Origin of the sequence: Pandoraea captiosa (genome assembly GCF_902459775.1) — a bacterium.
Lineage (GTDB): Bacteria > Pseudomonadota > Gammaproteobacteria > Burkholderiales > Burkholderiaceae > Pandoraea > Pandoraea captiosa.
Genome location: NZ_CABPSQ010000004.1, coordinates 236,623 through 258,337, shown reverse-complemented (window position 1 = coordinate 258,337; position 21,715 = coordinate 236,623). Strand labels below are relative to the sequence as shown.

Genomic DNA, 21,715 nt, shown 5'->3' with positions numbered 1-21,715 from the left:
TTTGTCTGCCACGCTTGCCGACCGGCCCAATGGGGGCCGTGCGTATCGTTAGCGGTGGCCTTAACAGGAATCTGTCATGCAGCATCCCATGCTCAATATCGCGGTGAAAGCCGCGCGCCGCGCCGGCAACATCATCAGCCGGGCCTCCCTCGACATCGATACCGTCAAGGTCAGCAAGAAGCAGCACAACGACTTCGTGACGGAAGTCGACAAAGCGGCCGAGCAAGCGATCATTCAGGTTCTCCTCGAAGCCTATCCCGACCACGCCATCCTCGCAGAGGAATCCGGCGAAGCGCACGGCAATGCCGACTCGGAATATCAGTGGATCATCGACCCGCTGGACGGCACCACCAACTTCATTCACGGCCTGCCCTATTACTGCACGTCGATTGCCCTCTCGCACAAGGGCGTCGTCTCGCAGGGGGTGATTTACGATCCGACCCGCAACGAACTGTTCACCGCTTCGCGCGGGCGCGGCGCGTTCCTCGACGGCAAGCGCATTCGCGTCTCGCGCCGTGATCGTCTGGCCGACGGCCTGATCGGCACCGGCTTCCCGTTCCGCGATCTGCAAGGCGTGGACAACTACCTGAAGATGTTCGGCACGATGACGGAGCATTGCGCGGGCATCCGCCGCCCGGGCGCTGCCGCACTGGATCTGGCCAACGTGGCCGCCGGTCGCATGGACGGCTTCTTCGAGCAGGGTCTGAACCCGTGGGACATGGCAGCAGGCAGCCTGCTGATCAGCGAAGCCGGAGGTCTCGTCGGCAACTACACCGGCGAATCGGACTTCCTGTTCCAGGGCGAAATCCTGGCGGGCAACCCGAAAATCTACGCACAGATGGTCAAACTGCTCGAGAGCTATTCGCTCACCAAGCGCCCGGCGCCGACGTCCAAGGCGGGCACGACCCTCTCGCTGAACGCGGACCCGCAAGCGTAAGTTCACGCGGGCATGCATCGACGCATGCGCCCCGCGTAAAAAAACCCCGGCGATGCATGCGCATTCCGGGGTTTTTTGACTTTCGGCGCCGTCAAAACGGCGCCGCAACCGCATGAAGATAGCCGTCAGGCGCCCAGACGGGCGAGCACCGTATCGCGGCCCAGCAGTTCGAGCACGGCATCGATGGCCGGCGTGTGCGTGGTGCCGACCACGAGCAGGCGCACCGGCATCGCGAGTTGCGGCATCTTCATGCCATGCTGCGCGAGCGTTGCCTTGAAGGCCGGTGAAATCGCTCCCTTCTTCCATTCGGGCAACGCGGCCAATGCGACAGCCAGATCTTTCACGGCTGCACGTGCAGCATCCGTCATGTGCTGCGCCACGTCTTCGGCCGACGGTGCGGGCGCACGGTAGAACATCTCGGCGCTGGCCGCAATGTCCTTGATCGTGTTCGCGCGGTCCTTGAACAGGCCGACCACGCCGGCGAGCGACGCCCCGCCCTCGATCGAGACACCCGCCTTTTGCAGGAACGGCTCGGTCAGACCGGCCAGACGCTCGTTGTCGGCCTGCTTCAGGTACTGGTTGTTGAGCCACTGAAGCTTTTCCGGGTTGTGCTGTGCCGGCGACTTGCCCAGGTGCTCCAGATCGAACCAGGCGACGAACTGCTCGCGGGAGAAGACTTCCGCGTCGCCATGCGCCCAGCCCAGACGGGCCAGATAATTCACGACCGCTTCGGGCAGATAACCTTCTTCGCGATACTGCACCACGCTCATGGCGCCGTTGCGCTTGGACATCTTCTCGCCCTGGTCGTTGAGCACCGTGGGCAAGTGCGCGTACACCGGCGGTTGCTTGCCGAGCGCCTCGAAGATGTTGATCTGGCGCGGCGTGTTGTTCACGTGGTCGTCACCGCGAATCACATGCGTGATATCCATGTCGATGTCGTCGACGACCACGCAGAAGTTATACGTCGGCGTGCCGTCGGGACGCGCGATCACCAGATCGTCGAGTTCTTCATTCGAGATTTCGATGCGCCCCTTCACGGCGTCTTCCCACACGACGCTGCCGCTCAGCGGATTCTTGAAGCGCAGCACCGGTTCCACGCCGGCCGGCGGTTCGGGCAGCACCTTGCCCGGTTCCGGACGCCAGCGACCGTCGTAGCGCGGCTTCTCACCGCGTGCGCGTTGCTGCTCACGCAATTCGTCCAGCGCTTCCATGCTCATGTAGCACGGATAGACGTGACCGCCCGCCTTCAGTTGCTCGAGCACTTCGCGGTAACGATCCATGCGCTGCATCTGATAGAACGGACCTTCGTCGTAGTCGAGGCCCAGCCATTCCATGCCTTCCAGAATGACCTGCACGGCTTCCTGGGACGAACGCTCGAGATCGGTATCTTCGATACGCAGGATGAACGCGCCGTTGTTGTGACGCGCGAAGGCCCACGGATAGAGAGCGGAACGGATGTTGCCCAGATGGATGAATCCGGTCGGGCTAGGCGCAAAGCGGGTGCGGACAGTGGTCATGGTTTGGCTTCGGTGCATCGCGTCGGCGACAAACAAAAACGCCCGCGGCGGAGGGTCTCGCGCAGGCGGGTCGCCAACAGTTGGAAGCCGTCATTATATCAGCCGAGTGCGTGCATTCGCGGCACAGTCCGAGACGGGGCTCGGAATTTCCTGCATCCTGCATCGGACGTCGCCCCCGCGTGCGTCCGATGCAGGTCTCTACACAGGAAAAAACAGGAAAAACAGGACAACGGCGGGCCGCCGACCATGCATCGAGTCAGCGGCGATGCGGCCTCAGAGCTTCGCCAGCGAGACCTCGGTGGCCTTGACCAGCGCCACGACTTCGGAGCCTACGTCCAGACGCAACTCGTCGATGGAGCGCGTGGTGATGACCGACGTCACGATACCGCTCGGGGTTTCGACGTCGACTTCGGACAGCACGGGGCCGCGCAGAATCTCGCGAATGCGGCCTTTGAACTGGTTACGGACGTTAATGGCAGTGATACCCATGGTGAACTCCTGTGTTCGCAAAATCGGGTGGATCGGTTCGAAAAATTGGCGATTCGGTTCAGACGGCCCAGCGCACGGTCGCCGCCGGCCAAAGCGGCTCGGCTGCGGCGGCATGCGAGGACGGTGCAACTTCGGTTTGCAACACGCGCGCGAGCACCTGAGCTTCGAGCCCGGCGAATTCGACGCTGCCCCTCGCGCGCGGACGCGCCAGCGACACCGATTGGTCCAGCCCAAGTTGTCCCTGTTCGATCAGCACGACGCGATCGGCCAGCGCCACCGCTTCCTGGACGTCGTGCGTCACGAGCAATGCGGTAAAGCCGTGAGCGCGCCAGAGCCGCTCGATCAGCGCATGCATTTCGATGCGAGTGAGCGCATCGAGCGCGCCCAACGGTTCGTCGAGCAGCAGCAGGTCCGGCTGATGCACCAGCGCGCGCGCCAGCGCCACACGCTGACGCTGACCGCCCGACAACTGGCTCGGCCAGTCGTTGGCGCGCTCAGCGAGCCCCACCTCGCGCAGCACTTCGAGCGCCTGCGCATGCGAAGACTTCGGCAGGCCGATGGCCACGTTCTCCAGCACCGTGCGCCACGGCAACAGGCGCGCGTCCTGGAACATGATGCGCGTCGCAACCTTGGCGGACGTGCCGTCCAGCGCATGACCATCGAGCGTGATACGACCGGCATCCGGCGTCTCCAGCCCGGCGATCAGGCGCAACAGCGTGGACTTGCCGCAACCGCTACGCCCCACAATGGCGGCGAATCCGCCGCGCGGAATCGTCAGCGAAAAATCCGACAATACCGAGCGTGCGCCATAACGCTTGCCCACGGCGTCGATGCGCAAACCGCCGGCGGCCACGTTGGCACCATGCGTGTCACTCGCGGGGTGCACCACTTTAAGATTCGTCCCCGGTGCCGTACGTTGCGCACCGACGTGGCTTCCCAACGGCAGTTGCGTGCCGTACGGGTCGGCATGCGGATCGAGCGGCAATCGGCCTGTGCCTGACGTCGCGCGTTGTTCGGCCGTCCATTCGGCTTCGATATCGGCGCCCGCGACCGGGGCCAGTTGTTGTGCGCTCATGCGGCGGCTCCTCGTTGAAAGGCCGGATGCCAGCGCAACCAGCGAAATTCCAGTTCCTTGGCCAGCACGTCAGCCAGCTTGCCCAGCAGTGCGTACAGCAAAATCCCTACGAGCACGATGTCGGTTTGCAGGAACTCGCGGGCGTTCATCGTCAGGTAGCCAATGCCCGATTGCGCCGAGATGGTTTCCGCCACGATCAGCGTCACCCACATCAGGCCCAGCGAGAAGCGCACGCCCACGAGAATCGACGGCAGCGCGCCCGGCAGAATTACGTCGCGATACAGTGCCCAGCCGCGCAGGCCGTAACTGCGCGCCATCTCGACCAGCGCCGGATCGACGGCGCGGATCCCGGCGTAGGTATTGAGGTACATCGGGAAGAACACGCCGATCGAGACAAGGAACAGCTTGGCTTTCTCGTCGATGCCGAACCACAGGATCACCAGCGGAATGAGCGCCAGATGCGGAATGTTGCGCAGCATCTGGAACGAGGAGTCCAGCGCCGTTTCCGCCACGCGCGACAGACCGGTCAGCATGCCCAGCAACAGGCCAAGGCCGCCGCCGATGACGAAGCCGATGACGGCGCGTCCCGTCGAGACGCCAATGTCGCGCCAGATCTGACCGGTGATTGCCAGTTGCCACGCGGCTTCGACAACGGCAGACGGCGCCGGCAACACACGTGTCGACAACCAGCCCGCTTCCGCAGCGAGTTGCCACAGTGCGACCAGCGCAATGGGGACGGCCCACGGCGCGAGGCGTCGCGCGAGCGTGCGCCGATAGCGTTGCAACGTATCCGGTGCGGCGCTTGCGGCAACATTACCGGCTGCGCCTGAAGCGACAGTGGCGGTGGTGTTGGCCGTGGCGTCGGTCAATGTCGTTGAAGTGGTTTGGGTCATGCAAATTCTCCCGGAGCATTCACGTGAGTCGGCCGGAGGGTTTCGTTACAGGTGAAGTCGATGCGACGTCGAGCGGCACAGCACAGTACAACGCAACGTGGCCGTCGCTCAGCTCTGCGACGCCTGCGGCACGATGTTGTTGGCCATGACTTCGCCGACGGGACCGGACAGCGGGACCTTGTCGAGGCCACCGAGCTTGCTTCGCACCCGCTCCGGCAGATGCGGAAACACGAGTTCGGCGAAGCGATACGCTTCTTCGAGGTGCGGGTAGCCAGACAGAATGAAGGTGTCGATGCCCAGATCGGCGTATTCGCGCAAGCGCTGCGCCACCGTCGGACCGTCGCCCACGAGTGCCGTGCCGGCCCCCCCGCGTACCAGCCCCACGCCGGCCCACAGGTTGGGCGCGACCACGAGCTTGTCGCGGCGCCCGCCATGCAGCGCCGCCATGCGTCGCTGCCCTTCCGAGTCCATCTTCGCGAACTGGGTCTGCACGCGCGCAATGGTCTCGTCGTCGAGTTTGCTGATGAGCGAGTCGGCCGCGCGCCATGCGTCGTCTTCCGTCTCGCGAACGATCACATGCAGGCGCAACCCGAAGCGCAGCGTGCGGCCGAGTTTGGCGGCACGTGCGCGTACGTCGGCGATTTTTTCGGCGACGTCGGCCAGCGGCTCGCCCCAGGTCAGGTAGACATCGAGCTGTTCGGCGGCAATCTGCCGCGCCGCCTCCGACGAGCCACCGAAGTACAGCGGTGGGTGCGGTGTCTGCACCGGCGGATAAAGCAGCTTCGCGCCCTTCGCACGCAGATGATTGCCCTCGAAATCGACACTCTCGCCGGTATGCGACTTTTCGAGGATCGCGCGCCAGATGCGCAGGAACTCGTCGGTCACCTCGTAACGTTCGGCATGGTCCGCGAAGAAGCCATCGCCTTCGAGCTCACCTGCGTCACCCCCTGTCACGACGTTGATCAACAGTCTGCCCCCCGACAGACGATCGAACGTCGAAGCCATGCGCGCCGTCAGCGCGGGCGATGCGATCCCCGGGCGGATGGCGACGAGAAACTTCAGGTTCCGCGTGGCGCCGATCAGGCTCGACGCCGTGACCCAGGCGTCTTCGCAAGACCGGCCCGTCGGCAGCAACACCCCTTCGTAGCCGAGCGTGTCGACTGCGCTGGCGACCTGACGTGCGTAATCGAAATCGAACAGGCGTCCGCCATCGGATGTGCCGAGATAGCGCGTGTCGCCGTGCGTCGGAATGAACCAGAAAACTTGCATACGAACTCCGGCAATCAGGCAGCGAGCGTGGCGCGGTTTGCGCTACGTGCATTGCGAATGCCCTCGGCCGTCTTCGCAGGCCACTGACGAATCACCTCACGCTCATGCAGCCATTGCGAGAGCTGATCGACGGTCGCGCCGAGTCGCTCGGCGATGGTCGCATCCAGCGTGGCGCCCTCTTCTTTGGGCACCTGCTGATCGACCGCGAACACCCCACGCAGAATGTGTTGCGCGCCGAGCGCGGAGAGCACCGGCTTGAGCGCGTAGTCGAGGGCGAGCAAATGCGCGGGGCTACCGCCCGTGGCAAAGGGAGCGACGAGTTTGTCGGCGAGGCCGTCTTGCGGCAACACATCGAGGAATGCCTTGAGCAGTCCGCTGTAGGCCGCCTTGTAGACCGGGGTGGCGACAACCACGGCTTGTGCGCCGGCGACTTGCGCCAGCGCGTAGCGCAGGTCGTCGTGCGACGTATCGGCCGCGAGCAATGCCGCAGGCGACAAGGCGCGAATGTCGATGCGGCGAACCTCGATACCGGCCTCGACCAGTTCGGATTCGACGAAACGCAGCAACCGGGCGCTGCGCGAGGCGGCCGACGGGCTGCCCGAAATCGTAACGGCGTATGTCATACTTCCCTGCCAAAGACGGGCCGCTGGCCCGGAGGAATCGAAGCGCATCGCACTGGCGGTGAGCGGTTGCCCGTGCTGGTACGACGCCGGCCGGGGTCTCCGGCCACTGGAGAACCAGTGTAGCGATCCGTCCTGCGAGGCCGAACCAATCAATCCGGGATAGCTTTGCGCGTTTTCTCATAACCTGAAGTCATGCACCTCTCCCGTCTTATTCCCAGAAATGGTGCTAACGTCCGATTTCGCGACGATTTCCGTGTTTCTGCCGCTTAGCCGACGTCCAACGAGCAACGTCTTATGGCCGCCCCCGCTCCGATTCTCGAACTGCGCGAGTACCGTCCCACCGACAGCACCGACACGCACGACTTTCATCAGGTCGTGATCGGGTTGTCCGGGCGCATGTCGCTCACGCTTGACGACAACACTGCGCAGTCGGGGCGCGTCGGCGCACGCAACGGTGTGGTGATTCCGGCGGGTGTGCGACATGACTATCGGGGCGACGGGCCGAACCGCCAGGTCGTGCTGGACGTGCCGTCGCCTGTCGCACGACAGACGGGCGCTGAGCGCGCCTTCGCGCATGCGGCGTTCTTTGCCCTGGATACGAAGCTGCTGGCGTTGGCGCGCCGGGTGAGCGCGAGTATCGACACCGGCCGCCCGCTCGATGCTGACGACCCCGCCGTGCGCGACTGGCTGGCGGCACTCACGGCGCGGCTGGCGCCGGCGCGCCATGCGTCGCGCACCGTTCGACTGGATCTGGCGCAGGTCGACAGGCGACTGCAAGCCGATCTGGCCACGCCGCTCGACACCGCGACGCTCGCGCGCGAAGCCGGTATGAGCGTTCGCCACTTTCACGACTGCTTCGTGGCGATGACCGGCGAGACGCCGCACCGACACCTCATGCGTCTGCGTCTGACGCAAGCGGCGTCGCGGCTCGTCGCCGAGGACACGCCGCTCGCTGAAATCGCGCTCGACGTCGGCTTCAACGATCAGAGCGCACTGACGCACGCGTTTCGACAGCACTATGGCCTGACGCCCGCCGCATGGCGTCGCAAGCACGCGGCCACGTGCAACGCCGGGGACCTCGCGCAAGGCTGACCCGCGCCGGTGGCGGGTCGTCCGTTGCCAGTTGCCTGTACCGGGTGTCGGGTATCGGGGATCGGGCCGGTGGTTGCTTGCCACCGCTTGCCCCGCGTCGTCAGCGCGCCGCCTGCCGGATTTCACAAGCCGCACGGGCGTGCGCCGCGTTAAGCTCCTGCGCTTCATTCATCGTCTCCCTTCAGGATTCAGGCGCCCATCGAGGAGTCCCTCATGACCGACACCGTCAAAACCGCCGACACCGCGCCCTCTATCGAGTGGCAGGACTTCGAGAAGATCGAGTTGCGTGTGGGCACCATCGTGGCCGCTCGCGTCAACGAGAAAGCCAGAAAACCGGCCTATGTGCTGGAGGTCGATCTGGGCGAGATGGGCGTGAAGACGTCCAGCGCCCAGATCACCGTGCATTACACCCCGGAAGGCCTCGTCGGACGTCAAGTGCTGTGCGTGTGCAACTTTGCGCCGAAACGCATTGCAGGCGTGGTCTCGGAGGTGCTGGTGACAGGATTCGCCGATACCGATGGCGCGATCGTGCTGGCGGGTGTCGAGCGCCCCGTGCCCAACGGCGCGCGCCTGCACTGACGTGCCGACGCGTCGGGTTCCTGAGAAATATCGGAATACCGACCGGCATTCGTCCCAAAAATTAGTCCCTCAAGAACCCAAAATCCCATTCCCCGGTCGAATCGCTGCCGCCAAGCGAGGCTTGCAGGCTTCGCGTCATGACCACGCGTGGGCGAGCGACGATCGACAGGCACGCTTCGACGTGCCAGCAGCATTGGGGGACATTCATCTTGAGATCACTTCTTTACCGGCTGGGCATTGGGCTGGGCGGGCTGGCCATGTTCTGGGCGCTCGGCATGCTCAGCGGCAACGAATACGGCAAGAGCGCCGCGATCATGGCGACGGCCCTGCCCGGTCTGGCAGGGCTGTGTCTGCTGCTGCGGGCGCGGCCCGCATGGCTCAGTGCCACGACCCTTGGCGTCATTGCCGTCTTTTTCCTCGACGCCGCCACCAAAGGGTTCCTGCGCGATTACTTCGGCCTGCGCCCGAACCATCTGTTGGTGTTGCAGGCAGTGTTCAACACCAACCCCTCGGAGACCGGCGAGTTTTTCCGGCATAACTGGCGCGACGTGGTCGAAGCGAGCGCCGCCTTCGTCCTGCTGATGACGGTGGCCACCGTGCTGGAGCGCCGCCTGACGCGCATCGAGGCGTCGCGTGCGCTACCTGCGCTGCGGCGTCGAAGCAAGCTCGCCATCGTCACGCTCTTTACCGGCTTCTTCGCCCTTCATCTGAATCCCACGATGGCCAAGGAGAATCCGCTGCTCTACTGGCCGATCCGCTATCTCGATTACAAGGGGCAGTTGGCGCATGCCGACGAACTTCAGCGCGAACTGGCGCGCAACATGGCGCAACGCGCCGAATGGCAGGTGCGGTATCGCGGACCGGCGCGCAAAACGGTCGTATGGGTCATTGGCGAGAGCCTGAACCGCAACAACATGTCCATCTATGGCTATGCACGCAACACCACCCCGATGCTCGGCTCGATGCGTGACGACCTGACCGTGTTCCGTGACGTCGTCTCCTCCGAACCGGCAACGATGGCGTCGCTCATGAAGATGCTCACGCCCGCGAGCCTCGACGATCCCGAGGCGTGGACCCGGCAGCCCGATCTCGTGATGCTCGCCAGGGAAGCGGGATATCGCACCTTCTGGATCTCGAATCAGGTGCCCAACGACGGGTGGCTGGGGCTCGTGGCCAACCGTGCCGACGAGCGCACCTTCATCAACAAGGGCTATGGACGCGGCGAGAACAATTTCGACGGCAACCTGCTGCCGGTCATGGATGCCGCGCTCGCGCACGATGCCCCGCGCAAGCTCATCATCGTGCATCTTCTGGGGGCGCACCCCACGTACGACATGCGCTACCCCGACGAATTCGCACGCTTCGACAACACCAACGACAGCGTCATGGCCGATCTCGAAGCCCGCGGACGCTCGCTGTGGGTACGCCATTCACGCAACGATTACGACAACGCCATCGCCTACAACGACTATGTCGTCTCGAACCTGATCCGCAAGACCATGGCGGCGTCGACGCAATCGGACGCGAGCCTGCTATTCAGTTCGGATCACGCGCAGGAGGTCGGCCATACGCGCAACCACACCGGGCAATCCGTCGCGGATGCCTCCGGTTACGAGATACCGATGATCGTCTGGACACGCCAGGCGCCGAACGTGGACACCCGCGCCGCGCTCGAAGCACGCCCGTATCAGACGGATCGACTCGAACATACGATGCTCGGCTTGCTCGACATCGACACGCCGTATTACAACGCTGCGCACGATGTGATGAGCGATGCCTTCACGCCAACGCCCCGGCGCATCAACGGCGAGGCTTACGAGCCGCTCATGGCGCAAAAGTGATTCGATAGCAATTCAATAGCAATTCAATAGCAAGAAGCGGAGCGCCATCGGCCCCGGCGTCCCCCAACATTCCTTCGAGACAACGATCCCGAAGGAATGCGCCATGTCAGACGCCAGCCAGTTCACCGCACGCGACGCCTCGTCGACGGATTCGCTCGTCACAGCGCTCGCGCGCGCGAATCTTGCCGCACAGTTCAGCGAACAAATGACGCTGGCCGTCATTCCTATCGTCGCGGTCATTGCCTTGCATGCAAATGCGCAACAGACGGCATCGCTACAAGCTGCGACCACGCTGCCGTTTCTGCTGCTCTCGTTGCCTGCGGGCGTGCTTGCGGACCGCTACCGCCGCAAACCCCTCATGATCGGCACGGAGTGGCTTCGAGCCGCGGCGTTGCTGCTGCTTTTCGTTCTCTTTCAACTTCAGTGGCTCACGCTGAGCGCGCTGGGCCTGCTCGGTTTCGCCATGGCGACGGGAACGGTCGTCTTCGGCGCGGCAGCCCCGTCGCTCGTGGCGACACTCGTCGGTCCGTCGCATCTGCTCAGCGCAAACCGGCGATTGGAGACGGCGCGCAGCATCGCGTTCACGGCGGGGCCCGCACTGGGCGGCGTGCTCGCCGGCGTGGCGTCGGGCATGTTCGCATTCGTGGCGGCCTTCGTACTATCGATCGCCAGCGCGTTCTGGCTCTCGCGCTTGCCAAGCGAGGCGGTTCGCGCGCGATCGCGCCGTCACTTTGTGGCCGAGCTCGGCGAAGGCATTCGTTTCATCGCGACGAACGCCCATCTGCGCTCGATCGTCGCGACCGCGTTCGTGTTCAATACTTCGTGGTATCTGCTACTCGCGATCTTTGCCTACTATGCGATCGACGCGCTCGGATTCTCCGCGCAAGCAGTCGGCATCGCGTTGGGCGTGTACGGCTTCGGCATGGTGTGCGGAGCTATGGGCTACGCACACCTCGCACAACGGCTGCGGTTCGGCCATCAGATCCTGTTGGGGCCCGTTAGCGCGGCGCTGGCGGCAGTGGCGATGGCGTCGACATCGATAGCGAGTGGCGCAAGCGGGTCCTTGGGCGTTCACGCGGTCGTGTTCACCGCATTCTTCCTGTTCGGCTTCGGCCCCATCGTCTGGACGATCTCAACGACATCGCTGCGCCAGATCGTCACGCCGGGCGGCTTGGTCGCACGCGTGTCGGCCGTGACCATGACGGCGACCTTCGGCGCGCGTCCGCTTGGTGCGTTTCTGGGCGCATGGATTGCATCGGCATTCGGCGTGAGAGCGTGCCTGATGGCGATGGCCGCAGGGTTTCTCCTGCAACTCGCGATCATTGCGCGCTCACGTGCGGCACGGTTGAATTCTCTCGGGGATGGACAGAGTCCGAACCTGTGAACTTCTGAGGCGGTGCGTCCAGGTGGCGTGCGTGCATCTCGTTGCCTGGCATCAGGGCCGACGCGATGTCGCACCGACCCTTTCCCATCGGCCGATGCCACGTCCGCTACCGCCCTGCCACCTTGTCGTGAACCGCCTGATCGTCGTCGCTGTACGAGAATTTTGCGCGACCACCCTTGGCTGGCGGTAGCGTAATGCGAACGATCGGAATCGCCTGTCCGTACATATCGAAGTACTTCTGCTGATCGGTCTGCGCACCGGCGAGCCCCGCAGCGTCACCTTCTCCGTAGAACCACGCGATGATCGGCAAATCCTTTCCGACGCCCTGCGGCCACGTCGCAAGTCGGAGCTCGTTCCACTGCACCCACGCCCAGTCGGGGATCATCTCCTTGGCCAGAATCATCTGCATGAACCGATCGGCCTGATCCTGCGCGTTCGGTCGAACATTGAATGCGCACGTTTCGGCCATCTTGTCGAATGCCGCTTCCCACATTGCGAACCATTGGGCGGCGGTCGTAATGCCCTGGAGTTCGCACGGACGGCTGACATCGGGCTGGTACGAAATGATGCCGCACCCTTGCTGGTCTCTCATGAAAGTGAAGCCATCGTTCGGAAATGCGCACAATACGTCGATGTTGCTGAGTTTGCCCGGCGGCGTACGCATCTTCGGATAGAAGAGAAAACCATTGGTCCGATCGATGGGAATCAGCGAGAAATTGGTGTCCTGACGCGTCCAGGAAAACGACATGCCGCCGTTAGTGATCGATGACGGGCTCGGATCCCAGGGAATGCCATTGGGTGTGTTCTCCGTCGCACGGAGCAAGATGCCGCTGCACAGCGCCGCAGGCAGATTGGGGCCGCCACAGTCCTTGACCGCAGCGTTGTAGTAGCGATGCAGTTCGATGATCGTCTCCCGTCCTCGCTTGTGAAGACTCTTGATATCGCGCTGCGTGGAAGCGACCGACGACTGATCAGGTCCTGTTGCCGTGGGCGTGGGCGTGGGCGTGGGCGTTGTGGCGCACGCACTCAGCAGCATTGCGAGCACCATGACGACGGTCCACTGACGGATGTGTACGTGACGCATGATGCGATCTCCTCGACGAATGGACCGCCACGTGGCGTGGCGGATACCGGAAGATTTCCAGCAAGCGTTACGCGCGGCAACTGACAACGTTGACAGTTGTTTCGCACGAGAATCGCAGGAGATACTCGACCCTCATGCCTTGTGACGGAGCGATGCACAGAGACCGGTTGCGCAGCGGTGATATCGTCGCCGAGTTGCCGTAAACCCAAACGAGAACGCCGGTGACAGCCCCTTCATTCGGGGCCGTCACCGGCGTTGCGTTACTGCTTCATGCGGATCCTGCCCATCATGCCGTGACAGCGAACCCCGCGCTTCCATGCAGACTACGCCTTCGCCAATATCTCGCTCAGCGCATCCGTCAACGCCACACACTCGGCATCCGTGCCCACGGTAATTCGCAGGAACTGCGCGATTCGCGCATGCTTGAAGTGACGCACGATGATCGAGCGCTCGCGCAGCGCGGTGGCCAGTTGTGCGGCGTCGTGTGACGGGTGGCGCACGAACACGAAGTTCGCTTTGGACGGCAGGACCTCGAAGCCCAGCGCGTCGAGCCGTGTCGTCAATGCCTCGCGGCTTCGAATCACCGCGTGACGCGTCTCGTCGAAATACGCCTCGTCTTCGATGGCCACCACGCCCGCCGCCTGCGCAAGACGGTCGAGCGGATACGAGTTGAAGCTGTTCTTCACCCGTTCGAGCGCTTCGATCAGATCCGCGTGACCGATGGCGAAGCCAAGGCGCAATCCGGCGAGCGAGCGCGACTTCGACAATGTTTGCACCACGAGCAGATTCGGATACTTTGCGATCAGGCCAGCCGCTGTCTCGCCGCCGAAGTCGATATACGCCTCGTCGATCACGACCACCGAATCCGGATTGCCCGCAAGCAGACGCTCGATCTCGCCCGACGCGAGCACACGCCCCGTCGGCGCATTCGGATTCGGGAAAATGATGCCGCCGTTCGGCCTGAGATAGTCGTCGACGTCGATCTCGAACGTATCCGTGAGCGGCACGTTCTCGAACGCCACGCCATACAACCCGCAATACACCGGGTAGAAGCTGTACGTGATGTCCGGATACAGAATCGGCTTGTCGTGCTTGAGCAATCCTTGAAACACGTTCGCCAGGACTTCATCCGAACCGTTACCCACGTGCACGTTGGTCACATCCAGACCGAAACGCGCCGCAATGGCCTGCTTGAAGCTGCGCGCATCCGGATCCGGATAACGCTTGAGCGCGTCGGCGTCGCCACCGAGCGCCTCGCGTATCGCGGCAAGCACGCGCGGCGACGGGCCGTACGGATTTTCATTGGTGTTGAGTTTGATGAGCCGCTGCATCTGCGGCTGCTCACCCGGGACATAAGGCGTCAGATCGGCGACGCCCGCACTCCAGAACTTGCTCATGTCGTGCTTATCCCGCTCAGCGCTTGAAACCGCGTGCCAGATCGGCCTGAATGTCGGCAGGCGACTCGAGACCGACGGCCAGACGAATCAGCCCTTCGGTAATGCCCGCTGCCGCCCGGGCTTCCGGCGTGATGCGGCCATGCGTGGTGCTCGCCGGGTGCGTGATGGTCGTGCGGGTGTCGCCAAGATTGCCGGTGATCGAGCACACACGCGTGCTGTCGATCACGCGCCAGGCATTCTCGCGCTGCTCGGAAGGCGTTTGCCCCTTGAGCTCGAACGCAACGATCGCACCGCCCGACTTCTGCTGACGTTTGGCAAGTTCGTACTGCGGGTGCGACGGCAACCCGGGGTAGAACACACGGCCGACTTGCGGTTGCTGCTCCAGCCACTTCGCGACTTCGAGGGCGTTTGCCGATTGTTTCTCGACACGCAGCGACAATGTCTCCAGGCCCTTGAGCAGCACCCACGCGTTGAATGCGGAGAGGGTCGGACCGGCGCTACGCACGTACGTGAACACCTTGCCCATGATGAAGTCTTTCTTGCCGACGATGGCGCCGCCCAGCACACGACCCTGACCGTCGAGATACTTCGTGGCCGAGTGCACCACCACGTCGGCGCCGTACTCGATGGGACGCTGCAACACCGGCGTACAGAAACAATTGTCGACGACGAACAGCGCGCCCGCTTCCTTCGCGATCTTGCCGATGGCTTCGATGTCCGCAATGTCGGTGAGCGGGTTGGACGGCGTCTCCAGGAAGAACATCTTCGTGTTCGGACGGATCGCGGCGCGCCACGCATCGAGGTCGGTCGGATCGACGAAGGTCGTCTCCACACCGAAGCGGCTGAAGATCGTCGAGAAGACGTTCAGCGTCGAGCCGAAGATGCTCTGCGAGCTCACGAGGTGATCGCCGGCCGACAGGGCCGACATCACGACGGAGACGATGGCGCTCATGCCCGAGGCCGTGGCCATGCACGCCTCACCGCCTTCGAGGGCCGCCAGCCGGTCCTGGAACATCGATACCGTCGGATTGGTGAAACGCGAGTACGTGAACCCCTCTTCCGAGTGCGCGAAGCGCTCGGCGGCTTCGGCCGCGCTCTTGAAAACGAAACTGGAGGTCAGATACAGCGCCTCAGAATGTTCACCAAACTCGGAGCGTTGCGTGCCCGCGCGCACCGCCAGGGTATCGAAGTCGAAGGAATCCATCGTGTGTCTCGTCATTGGGTCGGCTCGCTCGCCGGCCAAAAAAAAAGAAAAGCCCGTTTCGCTTGTCAGCAAAACGGGCTCGAAATCCATCTGTCTAGGCCTCGCTTTAGCTGTTTCGGGGAGATTCCCCCACGTCCGCAAGCTGAAATCAAATCGACGTGAGAAGCAGTGTAGCACGTTGGCGGCGCGCTGGGAAAACGTCCGCCGCCCTGACCGGCCGTCTGTACCGACTGACGCGAACAGGACTCGGGCAACGCCCGGGCGCCGCGACCGAGCGCGCCCCGAGCGCCATCTGCCAGGCGGCAGGATTACAGACCCAGTTGCGCGCCGCGCGGCTCGTTTTCATCGCCTTCGCCAGATTCGACGACGGGCGCCTTGGGCGCCTTGCGCTGCTGCTCCAGGCGGTTCAGGTATTCCGGCGTGACGTCGCCCGTGATGTAGTTGCCGTCGAAGCACGACGCGTCGAAGTCGGACAGCGCCGGGTTGATGTCGCGCACCGCAGCCTTCATGTCCTCGACGTCCTGATAGATCAGTTCGTCGGCACCGATGATGCGCGCCACTTCCTCGTCGCTACGGTCATGCGCGACCAGTTCGCTGCGCGTGGGCATGTCGATGCCATACACGTTCGGGAACTTCACCGGCGGCGCGGCAGAGGCGAAGATCACCTTGCGGGCGCCCGCGTCGCGCGCCATCTGCACGATTTCCTGGCTGGTCGTGCCGCGCACGATCGAGTCGTCGACGATCAGCACGTTCTTGTCCTTGAACTCCACGCGCATGGCATTGAGCTTCTGGCGCACCGACTTCTTGCGCATCGCCTGGCCCGGCATGATGAACGTACGACCGACGTAACGGTTCTTGAAGAAACCCTCACGGTAGTTCAGGCCCAGACGCTTGGCGACCTGCATGGCGGCCGGACGGCTGGAATCCGGAATCGGCATGACAACGTCGATGTCCTTGTAGTCGATTTCGCGACGGATCTTCTCGGCGAGGTAATCGCCCATGCGCAGGCGTGCGTCATAGACCGGCACGCCGTCGAGCACGGAGTCCGGGCGCGCCAGATACACCAGCTCGAAAATGCAAGGGTGCATCGACGACGAGGCCGAGCATTGCTTGGACGTCAGTTCGCCGTCGTTACTGATGAAGATTGCCTCGCCCGGCTTGACGTCGCGCTCGAACGCGAAGCCCATGCCTTCGAGCGCCACCGATTCCGACGCCACCATCCATTCCGTGCCGTTCGGACCGTCGAAACGACCGATGCACAGCGGGCGAATGCCGTTCGGATCGCGGAACGCCAGCAGACCGAAACCGGAAATGATCGAGACGATGGCGTACGAGCCGCGCAGACGGCTGTGCACCTTGGTCACCGCCTGGAACAGGGACTCGACGGACAGACCGTCGCGCGAGCTTTCCTGCAACTCGTGCGCGAGCACGTTGAGCAGGACTTCGGAGTCGGAGGTGGTGTTGATGTGGCGGCGGTCGACGCGGAACATCTCGTCCTTGAGCTGTTCCCAGTTCGTCAGGTTGCCGTTGTGGGCGAGCACAATGCCGTACGGGGCGTTCACGTAGAACGGCTGGGCCTGTGCGGCGCTCGACGACCCGGCCGTCGGGTAACGCACCTGGCCGATACCGACCGTGCCCGGCAAGTCGCGCATGTTACGCGTGCGGAACACGTCGCGCACCATGCCGTTGCCCTTGTGCATGTAGAAGGACTGGCCATCCGTCGTCGCGATACCGGCGGCGTCCTGGCCGCGGTGCTGCAGGAGCAGCAAGCTGTCGTAGATGAACTGGTTGACCGGGGATTTGGAGACTACACCGACGATGCCACACATGGCATGAATCCTTCTAAAAACATCGAAATCTGCTTCAAACGGACAGTATTATCCGTCATTCGGAAACCTTGTGCAGGCCGGTCGATGGCGTGGGCGATCCGCTCGATCCGCCGCTGCGCATTCCCCATCCCTGCTGCGGGGCGCCAGCGCCCTCGCCTGCGGCCTGAGCGTTCAGACCGGTACCATTGGTGTCGCGCAATGCGCCGCCACCCATCAGGTTCGACAAGCGCGTCGACATGGCTTTCGTTGCCGTATTCCTGACTTCGCTTGTTACTTCGCTCGTCACTTTATTCGTCACTTCCGCGGCCACCCCGGTAACCCCACGGTCCACAGCGTCGTTCGTCGCGCCCGACTGGCCACGTTCCTGCCCGTGCGTCCCCCCCGATTCCGGCGCGCTGCGATAGGGATCCGAGTAAGGTTCCAATCGCGGCAAGGGAGCCATGGTTCCCATCGGATTGACGTTCGGCACCGCGGTCTCGGGTTTGCGCAAGTATTGCTGCACGGCCTCGGGCAGATACGGCATCAGGCGCTCAAGCCCCGCTTCCACCCACGGGCGCGTCACCGACTGCTGCCAGACCGGTTGCTGCGGCAACGCCGTTAACTTGGCGGCGACCATCAACAACATCAAGAGCAGAATGCCGCGAACGATGCCGAAAAGCATACCGAGTCCGCGATCGGCCGGGCGCAAACCGATCAGATCGGTCATACGCCCCACCAGTGCGCTCACGATGCCCGCACCGAACACGACGGCAATCAACACCAGCAGGAACCCCAACGCCCCTTGCGTGAGCTCGCCGCCAGGCAGATCGGCGGGCAGCCAGTGCGCCACGCTCGGGCCGAAGGCGCGCGCCACGAAGAACGCCACCACCCAGCCGACCAGGTTGAACAACTCGCGCACCAGTCCGCGCAGCATGCCCAGCAACATCGAACCGAGCAAAATGGCGATGGCCGCGTAATCCACCACGGTCAACAGACCGCTATGCACCGTATCGCTCAACTCAGCCTGCCTCGGCGACCTGCGCCGTCAGGCCGGCGTCGCGAATCTTCTTGCCGGCCGCTTCGGCGGCGTTGCGATCCGGGAACGGACCGGCCCGCAACAGGTAAAGCTCACGGCCATCGACCGTGCTTTTCACCATGTAGCTCGGCACGTTGACCAGCTTGAGCTTGACGAGCCACGCCTGCGCGCGATCTTGCGTCGAGAAGGCGCCGATGCGCACCAGATACTTGCCGCTCGAGGCCGTCTTCTGGGCGTTGTCGTGATTGTCCGCCGGTTTGGCGGCAGGCTTGGCGGTGGTGTTGTTCTGCGCGAACTGCGCGATCGGATCGGCAACGTTGTTGTTCGGCTTGGGCTGCGTCTTGGCCGCGTCATGCGATTCCGGCTTGGCTGCCACCTTCGTGTCGGCGTGCGGCTCCGGCTTCTTGACCTCGGGCTTGGCGTCCGGCTTGTGTTCGGGCTTGACCTGCGCGACCTGCGGTTCCGGAACGGTGGCCACCGGCCCGGGCGTCGGCGTGGATGTCGAACCCGCAGCCGCAGACGGCGGCACGGCACTCGGTGCCGGTTTGGCGGACTGCGCCAGCGTGCTGCTGTCGATGGCCTCTTCGCCCTTGTCGAGCGACGCATCGGACGGCGGCACCGCTGCCGCCTGCGGCTTCACGCGCACGGGCGGCGAATTGGCGTCCTTCCCGGGAATCTGAATGGCGATGTCGTCGGCCGCCGGCTTCGGCTCAGGTGCGAGCACCATCGGCAAAATGATGACAGCCGCGAGCACCAGCGCGAGTGCGCCGACGAGACGGCGTCGCGCGCGTTGCTTTTCGGGCAGCAGCGGGTCGAGTTGCTCGTGCTCGCTGTACTCGCCCCCTCCTCCCGCCGTACGGGTGCCGGTGCGGCCGCTCCTGCGGCTACCGCGCTTCGGGGAAACGGCTTCGGCGTCTTTCTTGCGGAAGGAAAACAATCCCATAGGCCCTTGGCTCAGGTCGAAACTTGCGTCATTGGACTGATCATCGCGCATCTGGTGCGTCACGCGCATGACATTTCTCGTAAGCAAATGTCACGGCATGGGCACCGCTACACCTCAGTGGCGCTGCAATTTGCGGTGCGACATCACGCCCGCCACCGTAAAGAACGATCCAAAAACCACAATTCTATCATTCTCGCCGCACTGCTCGAGCGCGGCAGCATAGGCTTTCTCAGGGGATTCGAAGGTTTCGACCGAATGATCGGCATCTTCGACGAATCCCACGGCGCGCAACTTCTCTTCGAGCAACGCCGGACTCGCGGCACGCTCGGTCGGCAGCCCGCACAAACGCCAGTGATCGACCTTGTCGACAAGGTGGCGCAGCACGCCTTCGATGTCTTTGTCCGCCATCGCGCCGAACACGGCGTAGGTGTACGGGAAGAAGCCCATGCCGTCGAGGTTATGGCCCAGCGCCGCCGCGGCGTGCGGGTTATGCGCCACGTCGAGCACCACGGCCGGGCGGCCCGGCAGCACCTGGAAGCGTCCGGGCAACTCCACGGACGCCAGGCCCAGGCGGATGTCCTGTGCCGAGACCGGCAACACGTCGCGCATCGATTCGAGCGCCGCGAGCGCCGCCGAGGCGTTGAGCAACTGATTGGCGCCACGAAGCGCCGGATAGGCCAGTGCAGGACGACGCATGTTTCGCCCGCCGTAGCTCCATTGCTGCTTGTCGCCCTGATAGTTGAAATCGCGTCCGAACAGCCACAGGTCCGCGCCGATGCGCTGCGCCTCGGCGATCAGCGTGGCCGGCGGCATGGGGTCGCCGCAGACGGCGGGCTTGCCCGCGCGGAAAATGCCCGCCTTCTCGGTCGCGATCGCCTCGCGCGTATCGCCGAGATATTGCTGGTGATCGATATCGATGCTGGTAATGACCGCGCAGTCGGTGTCGACGATGTTCACGGCGTCCAGGCGGCCGCCGAGCCCGACTTCGAGAATCACGGCATCGAGCCCTGCGGTGGCGAACATGTGCATGATCGCGAGCGTGGTGAATTCGAAATACGTGAGCGAGACCGGCTCCGCAAAGCTCGTGCGCGCCTTTTCCACTGCCTCGAAATGCGGCAGCAGCGTGGCGTCGTCGACGTTCTCGCCGTTGATGCGAGCCCGCTCGTTGAACGAGATCAGGTGCGGAGACGTATGGCAGCCCACGCGGTACCCGGCGGACAGCAGAATCGCTTCGATGATGGCGCAGGTCGAGCCCTTGCCGTTCGTGCCGCCGACAGTGAAAACGGGGCACGGAAATGTCAGCCCGAGGGCTTCTTTCACACGGCCAATGCGCGCGAGGCCCATATCGATGCCCACGGGGTGAGCGGTTTCCAGATGGGCGAGCCAGGCGTCGAGAGTGGAGTATGTCGGCATGATGTGCGTGCAGAAAAACAAAAACGCGGACGTCATTCACGTCCGCGCTTCCTATCCATCGATCCCGCCGGCCCAGGTTCAAGTCCGGCGCGACCAATCACGGACTTACGCGACGGCGTCCGCCGGCTGGCACTGCATCAGCGCGATCAGGCGAGCGATTTCTTCGCGCAGCTTGCGGCGGTCGACGATCATGTCGATCGCGCCCTTTTGCAGCAGGAACTCCGAGCGCTGGAAGCCTTCGGGCAGCTTCTCACGCACGGTCTGCTCGATCACGCGCGGGCCGGCGAAGCCGATGAGCGCTTTCGGTTCGGCGATCACCACGTCGCCCAGGAAGGCGAAACTGGCCGACACCCCCCCCATCGTCGGATCGGTCAGGACCGAGATGAACGGCAGCTTGGCGTTAGCCAGCTTGGTGAGCATGGCCGTGGTCTTCGCCATCTGCATGAGCGAAAGCAGGCTTTCCTGCATGCGCGCGCCACCCGAAGCGGTCACGCAAATGAACGGCACACCCTGCTCCAGCGCGTTCTGCGCGCCGCGCACGAAGCGCTCGCCGACGACCGATCCCATCGAGCCGCCCATGAACGAGAACTCGAAGCAGGCCACGACGACCGGCAGCGTGTGGATCGCGCCACCCATCACCACCATGGCGTCGGTCTCGCCGGTGTCGTCCATCGCTTCCTTGATGCGATCCGGGTACTTGCGGCTGTCCTTGAACTTCAGCGCATCGACCGGCACGATTTCCTGACCCAGTTCGTAACGGCCTTCCGCATCGAGCAGCGAGTCGAGACGCGCACGCGCACCGATTCGCATGTGGTGGTCGCATTTGGGGCAAACGTGCAGATTCGCCTCGACGTCGGCGCGGTACAGCACCGCTTCGCACGACGGGCACTTGATCCACAGCCCTTCCGGGATGCTCTTGTTGCGCTGCGTCGGATCGGTTTGCTTGATCTTCGGGGGCAGCAGCTTGTCGAGCCAGCTCATAGTTTCTCCTTGCCAAACGCCCGCTCGGGAAGGAGCGGGCGCTTTCGGGGGCATTTCCAGGCAGCCGTACCGCGGGAACGATACGGTCGTTTCAATTCAGCGTTTTACCGGACGGCAACCATGTCGCGCCACCATTCACGGCCAATTTCT

The 21,715-nt window shown here is 63.7% G+C and carries 19 protein-coding genes; 5 read left to right on the top strand and 14 right to left on the bottom strand.

Annotated features, from left to right (window positions below; genetic code table 11):
* Positions 1 to 76 precede the first annotated feature (76 nt).
* Positions 77 to 937 carry an inositol monophosphatase family protein gene (locus PCA31118_RS14575; protein ID WP_150625885.1) on the top strand — a complete coding sequence of 287 codons (861 nt, stop codon included), beginning with the start codon at positions 77 to 79 and terminating at the stop codon, positions 935 to 937.
* Positions 938 to 1,062: 125 nt separating this feature from the next.
* On the opposite strand, the gene gltX is transcribed toward PCA31118_RS14575, so the two are convergent.
* The 6 genes from gltX to ssuE form a co-directional block, all read right to left on the bottom strand.
* Complete coding sequence (gene gltX / locus PCA31118_RS14570) at positions 1,063 to 2,454, bottom strand: glutamate--tRNA ligase (protein ID WP_150625884.1); 1,392 nt, start codon at positions 2,452 to 2,454, stop codon at positions 1,063 to 1,065.
* 273 nt (positions 2,455 to 2,727) lie between these two features.
* Positions 2,728 to 2,943 carry a TOBE domain-containing protein gene (locus PCA31118_RS14565; RefSeq protein WP_010807342.1) on the bottom strand — a complete coding sequence of 72 codons (216 nt, stop codon included), beginning with the start codon at positions 2,941 to 2,943 and terminating at the stop codon, positions 2,728 to 2,730.
* Between the two features lie 58 nt (positions 2,944 to 3,001).
* The gene (locus PCA31118_RS14560; protein ID WP_150625883.1) at positions 3,002 to 4,018 is read right to left on the bottom strand and encodes an ATP-binding cassette domain-containing protein; all 1,017 of its coding nucleotides are present in this window, start codon (positions 4,016 to 4,018) and stop codon (positions 3,002 to 3,004) included.
* The gene (gene ssuC, locus PCA31118_RS14555) at positions 4,015 to 4,911 is read right to left on the bottom strand and encodes an aliphatic sulfonate ABC transporter permease SsuC (RefSeq protein WP_150625882.1); all 897 of its coding nucleotides are present in this window, start codon (positions 4,909 to 4,911) and stop codon (positions 4,015 to 4,017) included. The genes PCA31118_RS14560 and ssuC overlap by 4 nt, the downstream gene beginning before the upstream one ends.
* A gap of 108 nt (positions 4,912 to 5,019) precedes the next feature.
* A complete protein-coding gene (gene ssuD, locus PCA31118_RS14550) occupies positions 5,020 to 6,180 on the bottom strand; it encodes an FMNH2-dependent alkanesulfonate monooxygenase (RefSeq protein WP_150625881.1) in 1,161 nt (386 codons plus the stop codon).
* Between the two features lie 14 nt (positions 6,181 to 6,194).
* Positions 6,195 to 6,803: an NADPH-dependent FMN reductase gene (ssuE, locus tag PCA31118_RS14545; protein WP_044455346.1), complete on the bottom strand. Its 609-nt coding sequence runs from the start codon at positions 6,801 to 6,803 to the stop codon at positions 6,195 to 6,197.
* Positions 6,804 to 7,097: 294 nt separating this feature from the next.
* Between ssuE and PCA31118_RS14540 the strand changes: the two genes are divergently transcribed.
* The 4 genes from PCA31118_RS14540 (at position 7,098) to PCA31118_RS14525 (ending at position 11,699) form a co-directional block, all read left to right on the top strand.
* Positions 7,098 to 7,895: a helix-turn-helix domain-containing protein gene (locus tag PCA31118_RS14540; RefSeq protein WP_150625880.1), complete on the top strand. Its 798-nt coding sequence runs from the start codon at positions 7,098 to 7,100 to the stop codon at positions 7,893 to 7,895.
* Between the two features lie 213 nt (positions 7,896 to 8,108).
* Complete coding sequence (locus PCA31118_RS14535) at positions 8,109 to 8,474, top strand: tRNA-binding protein (protein ID WP_150625879.1); 366 nt, start codon at positions 8,109 to 8,111, stop codon at positions 8,472 to 8,474.
* Between the two features lie 209 nt (positions 8,475 to 8,683).
* The gene (locus PCA31118_RS14530; RefSeq protein WP_150625878.1) at positions 8,684 to 10,315 is read left to right on the top strand and encodes a phosphoethanolamine transferase; all 1,632 of its coding nucleotides are present in this window, start codon (positions 8,684 to 8,686) and stop codon (positions 10,313 to 10,315) included.
* A 103-nt stretch (positions 10,316 to 10,418) separates the two neighbouring features.
* Positions 10,419 to 11,699, top strand: coding sequence for an MFS transporter (locus PCA31118_RS14525; RefSeq protein ID WP_150625877.1), 1,281 nt, complete (start codon positions 10,419 to 10,421; stop codon positions 11,697 to 11,699).
* Positions 11,700 to 11,805: 106 nt separating this feature from the next.
* Here the strand turns inward: PCA31118_RS14525 and PCA31118_RS14520 are convergent, their stop codons facing one another.
* The 8 genes from PCA31118_RS14520 to accD all read right to left on the bottom strand — a co-directional run bounded on the left by PCA31118_RS14520 (position 11,806) and on the right by accD (position 21,565).
* Positions 11,806 to 12,783: a halovibrin HvnA gene (locus tag PCA31118_RS14520; protein WP_150625876.1), complete on the bottom strand. Its 978-nt coding sequence runs from the start codon at positions 12,781 to 12,783 to the stop codon at positions 11,806 to 11,808.
* A gap of 323 nt (positions 12,784 to 13,106) precedes the next feature.
* Positions 13,107 to 14,180, bottom strand: coding sequence for a histidinol-phosphate transaminase (hisC, locus tag PCA31118_RS14515; protein ID WP_150625875.1), 1,074 nt, complete (start codon positions 14,178 to 14,180; stop codon positions 13,107 to 13,109).
* A 16-nt stretch (positions 14,181 to 14,196) separates the two neighbouring features.
* Entirely contained in the window at positions 14,197 to 15,384 is a 1,188-nt protein-coding gene (locus PCA31118_RS14510) for an O-succinylhomoserine sulfhydrylase (protein WP_150625874.1), read from the bottom strand.
* A 308-nt stretch (positions 15,385 to 15,692) separates the two neighbouring features.
* The gene (gene purF / locus PCA31118_RS14505; RefSeq protein ID WP_150625873.1) at positions 15,693 to 17,213 is read right to left on the bottom strand and encodes an amidophosphoribosyltransferase; all 1,521 of its coding nucleotides are present in this window, start codon (positions 17,211 to 17,213) and stop codon (positions 15,693 to 15,695) included.
* A gap of 55 nt (positions 17,214 to 17,268) precedes the next feature.
* Entirely contained in the window at positions 17,269 to 18,210 is a 942-nt protein-coding gene (locus PCA31118_RS14500) for a CvpA family protein (RefSeq protein WP_150625872.1), read from the bottom strand.
* A 1-nt stretch (position 18,211) separates the two neighbouring features.
* On the bottom strand, positions 18,212 to 19,240 hold the full coding sequence (locus PCA31118_RS14495) for an SPOR domain-containing protein (protein WP_246190229.1): 1,029 nt from the start codon (positions 19,238 to 19,240) through the stop codon (positions 18,212 to 18,214).
* Between the two features lie 45 nt (positions 19,241 to 19,285).
* Complete coding sequence (gene folC, locus PCA31118_RS14490; protein ID WP_150625978.1) at positions 19,286 to 20,584, bottom strand: bifunctional tetrahydrofolate synthase/dihydrofolate synthase; 1,299 nt, start codon at positions 20,582 to 20,584, stop codon at positions 19,286 to 19,288.
* 105 nt (positions 20,585 to 20,689) lie between these two features.
* Positions 20,690 to 21,565, bottom strand: a complete 876-nt coding sequence (gene accD / locus PCA31118_RS14485) for an acetyl-CoA carboxylase, carboxyltransferase subunit beta (RefSeq protein WP_044455339.1) — start codon at positions 21,563 to 21,565, stop codon at positions 20,690 to 20,692.
* Positions 21,566 to 21,715 lie beyond the last annotated feature (150 nt).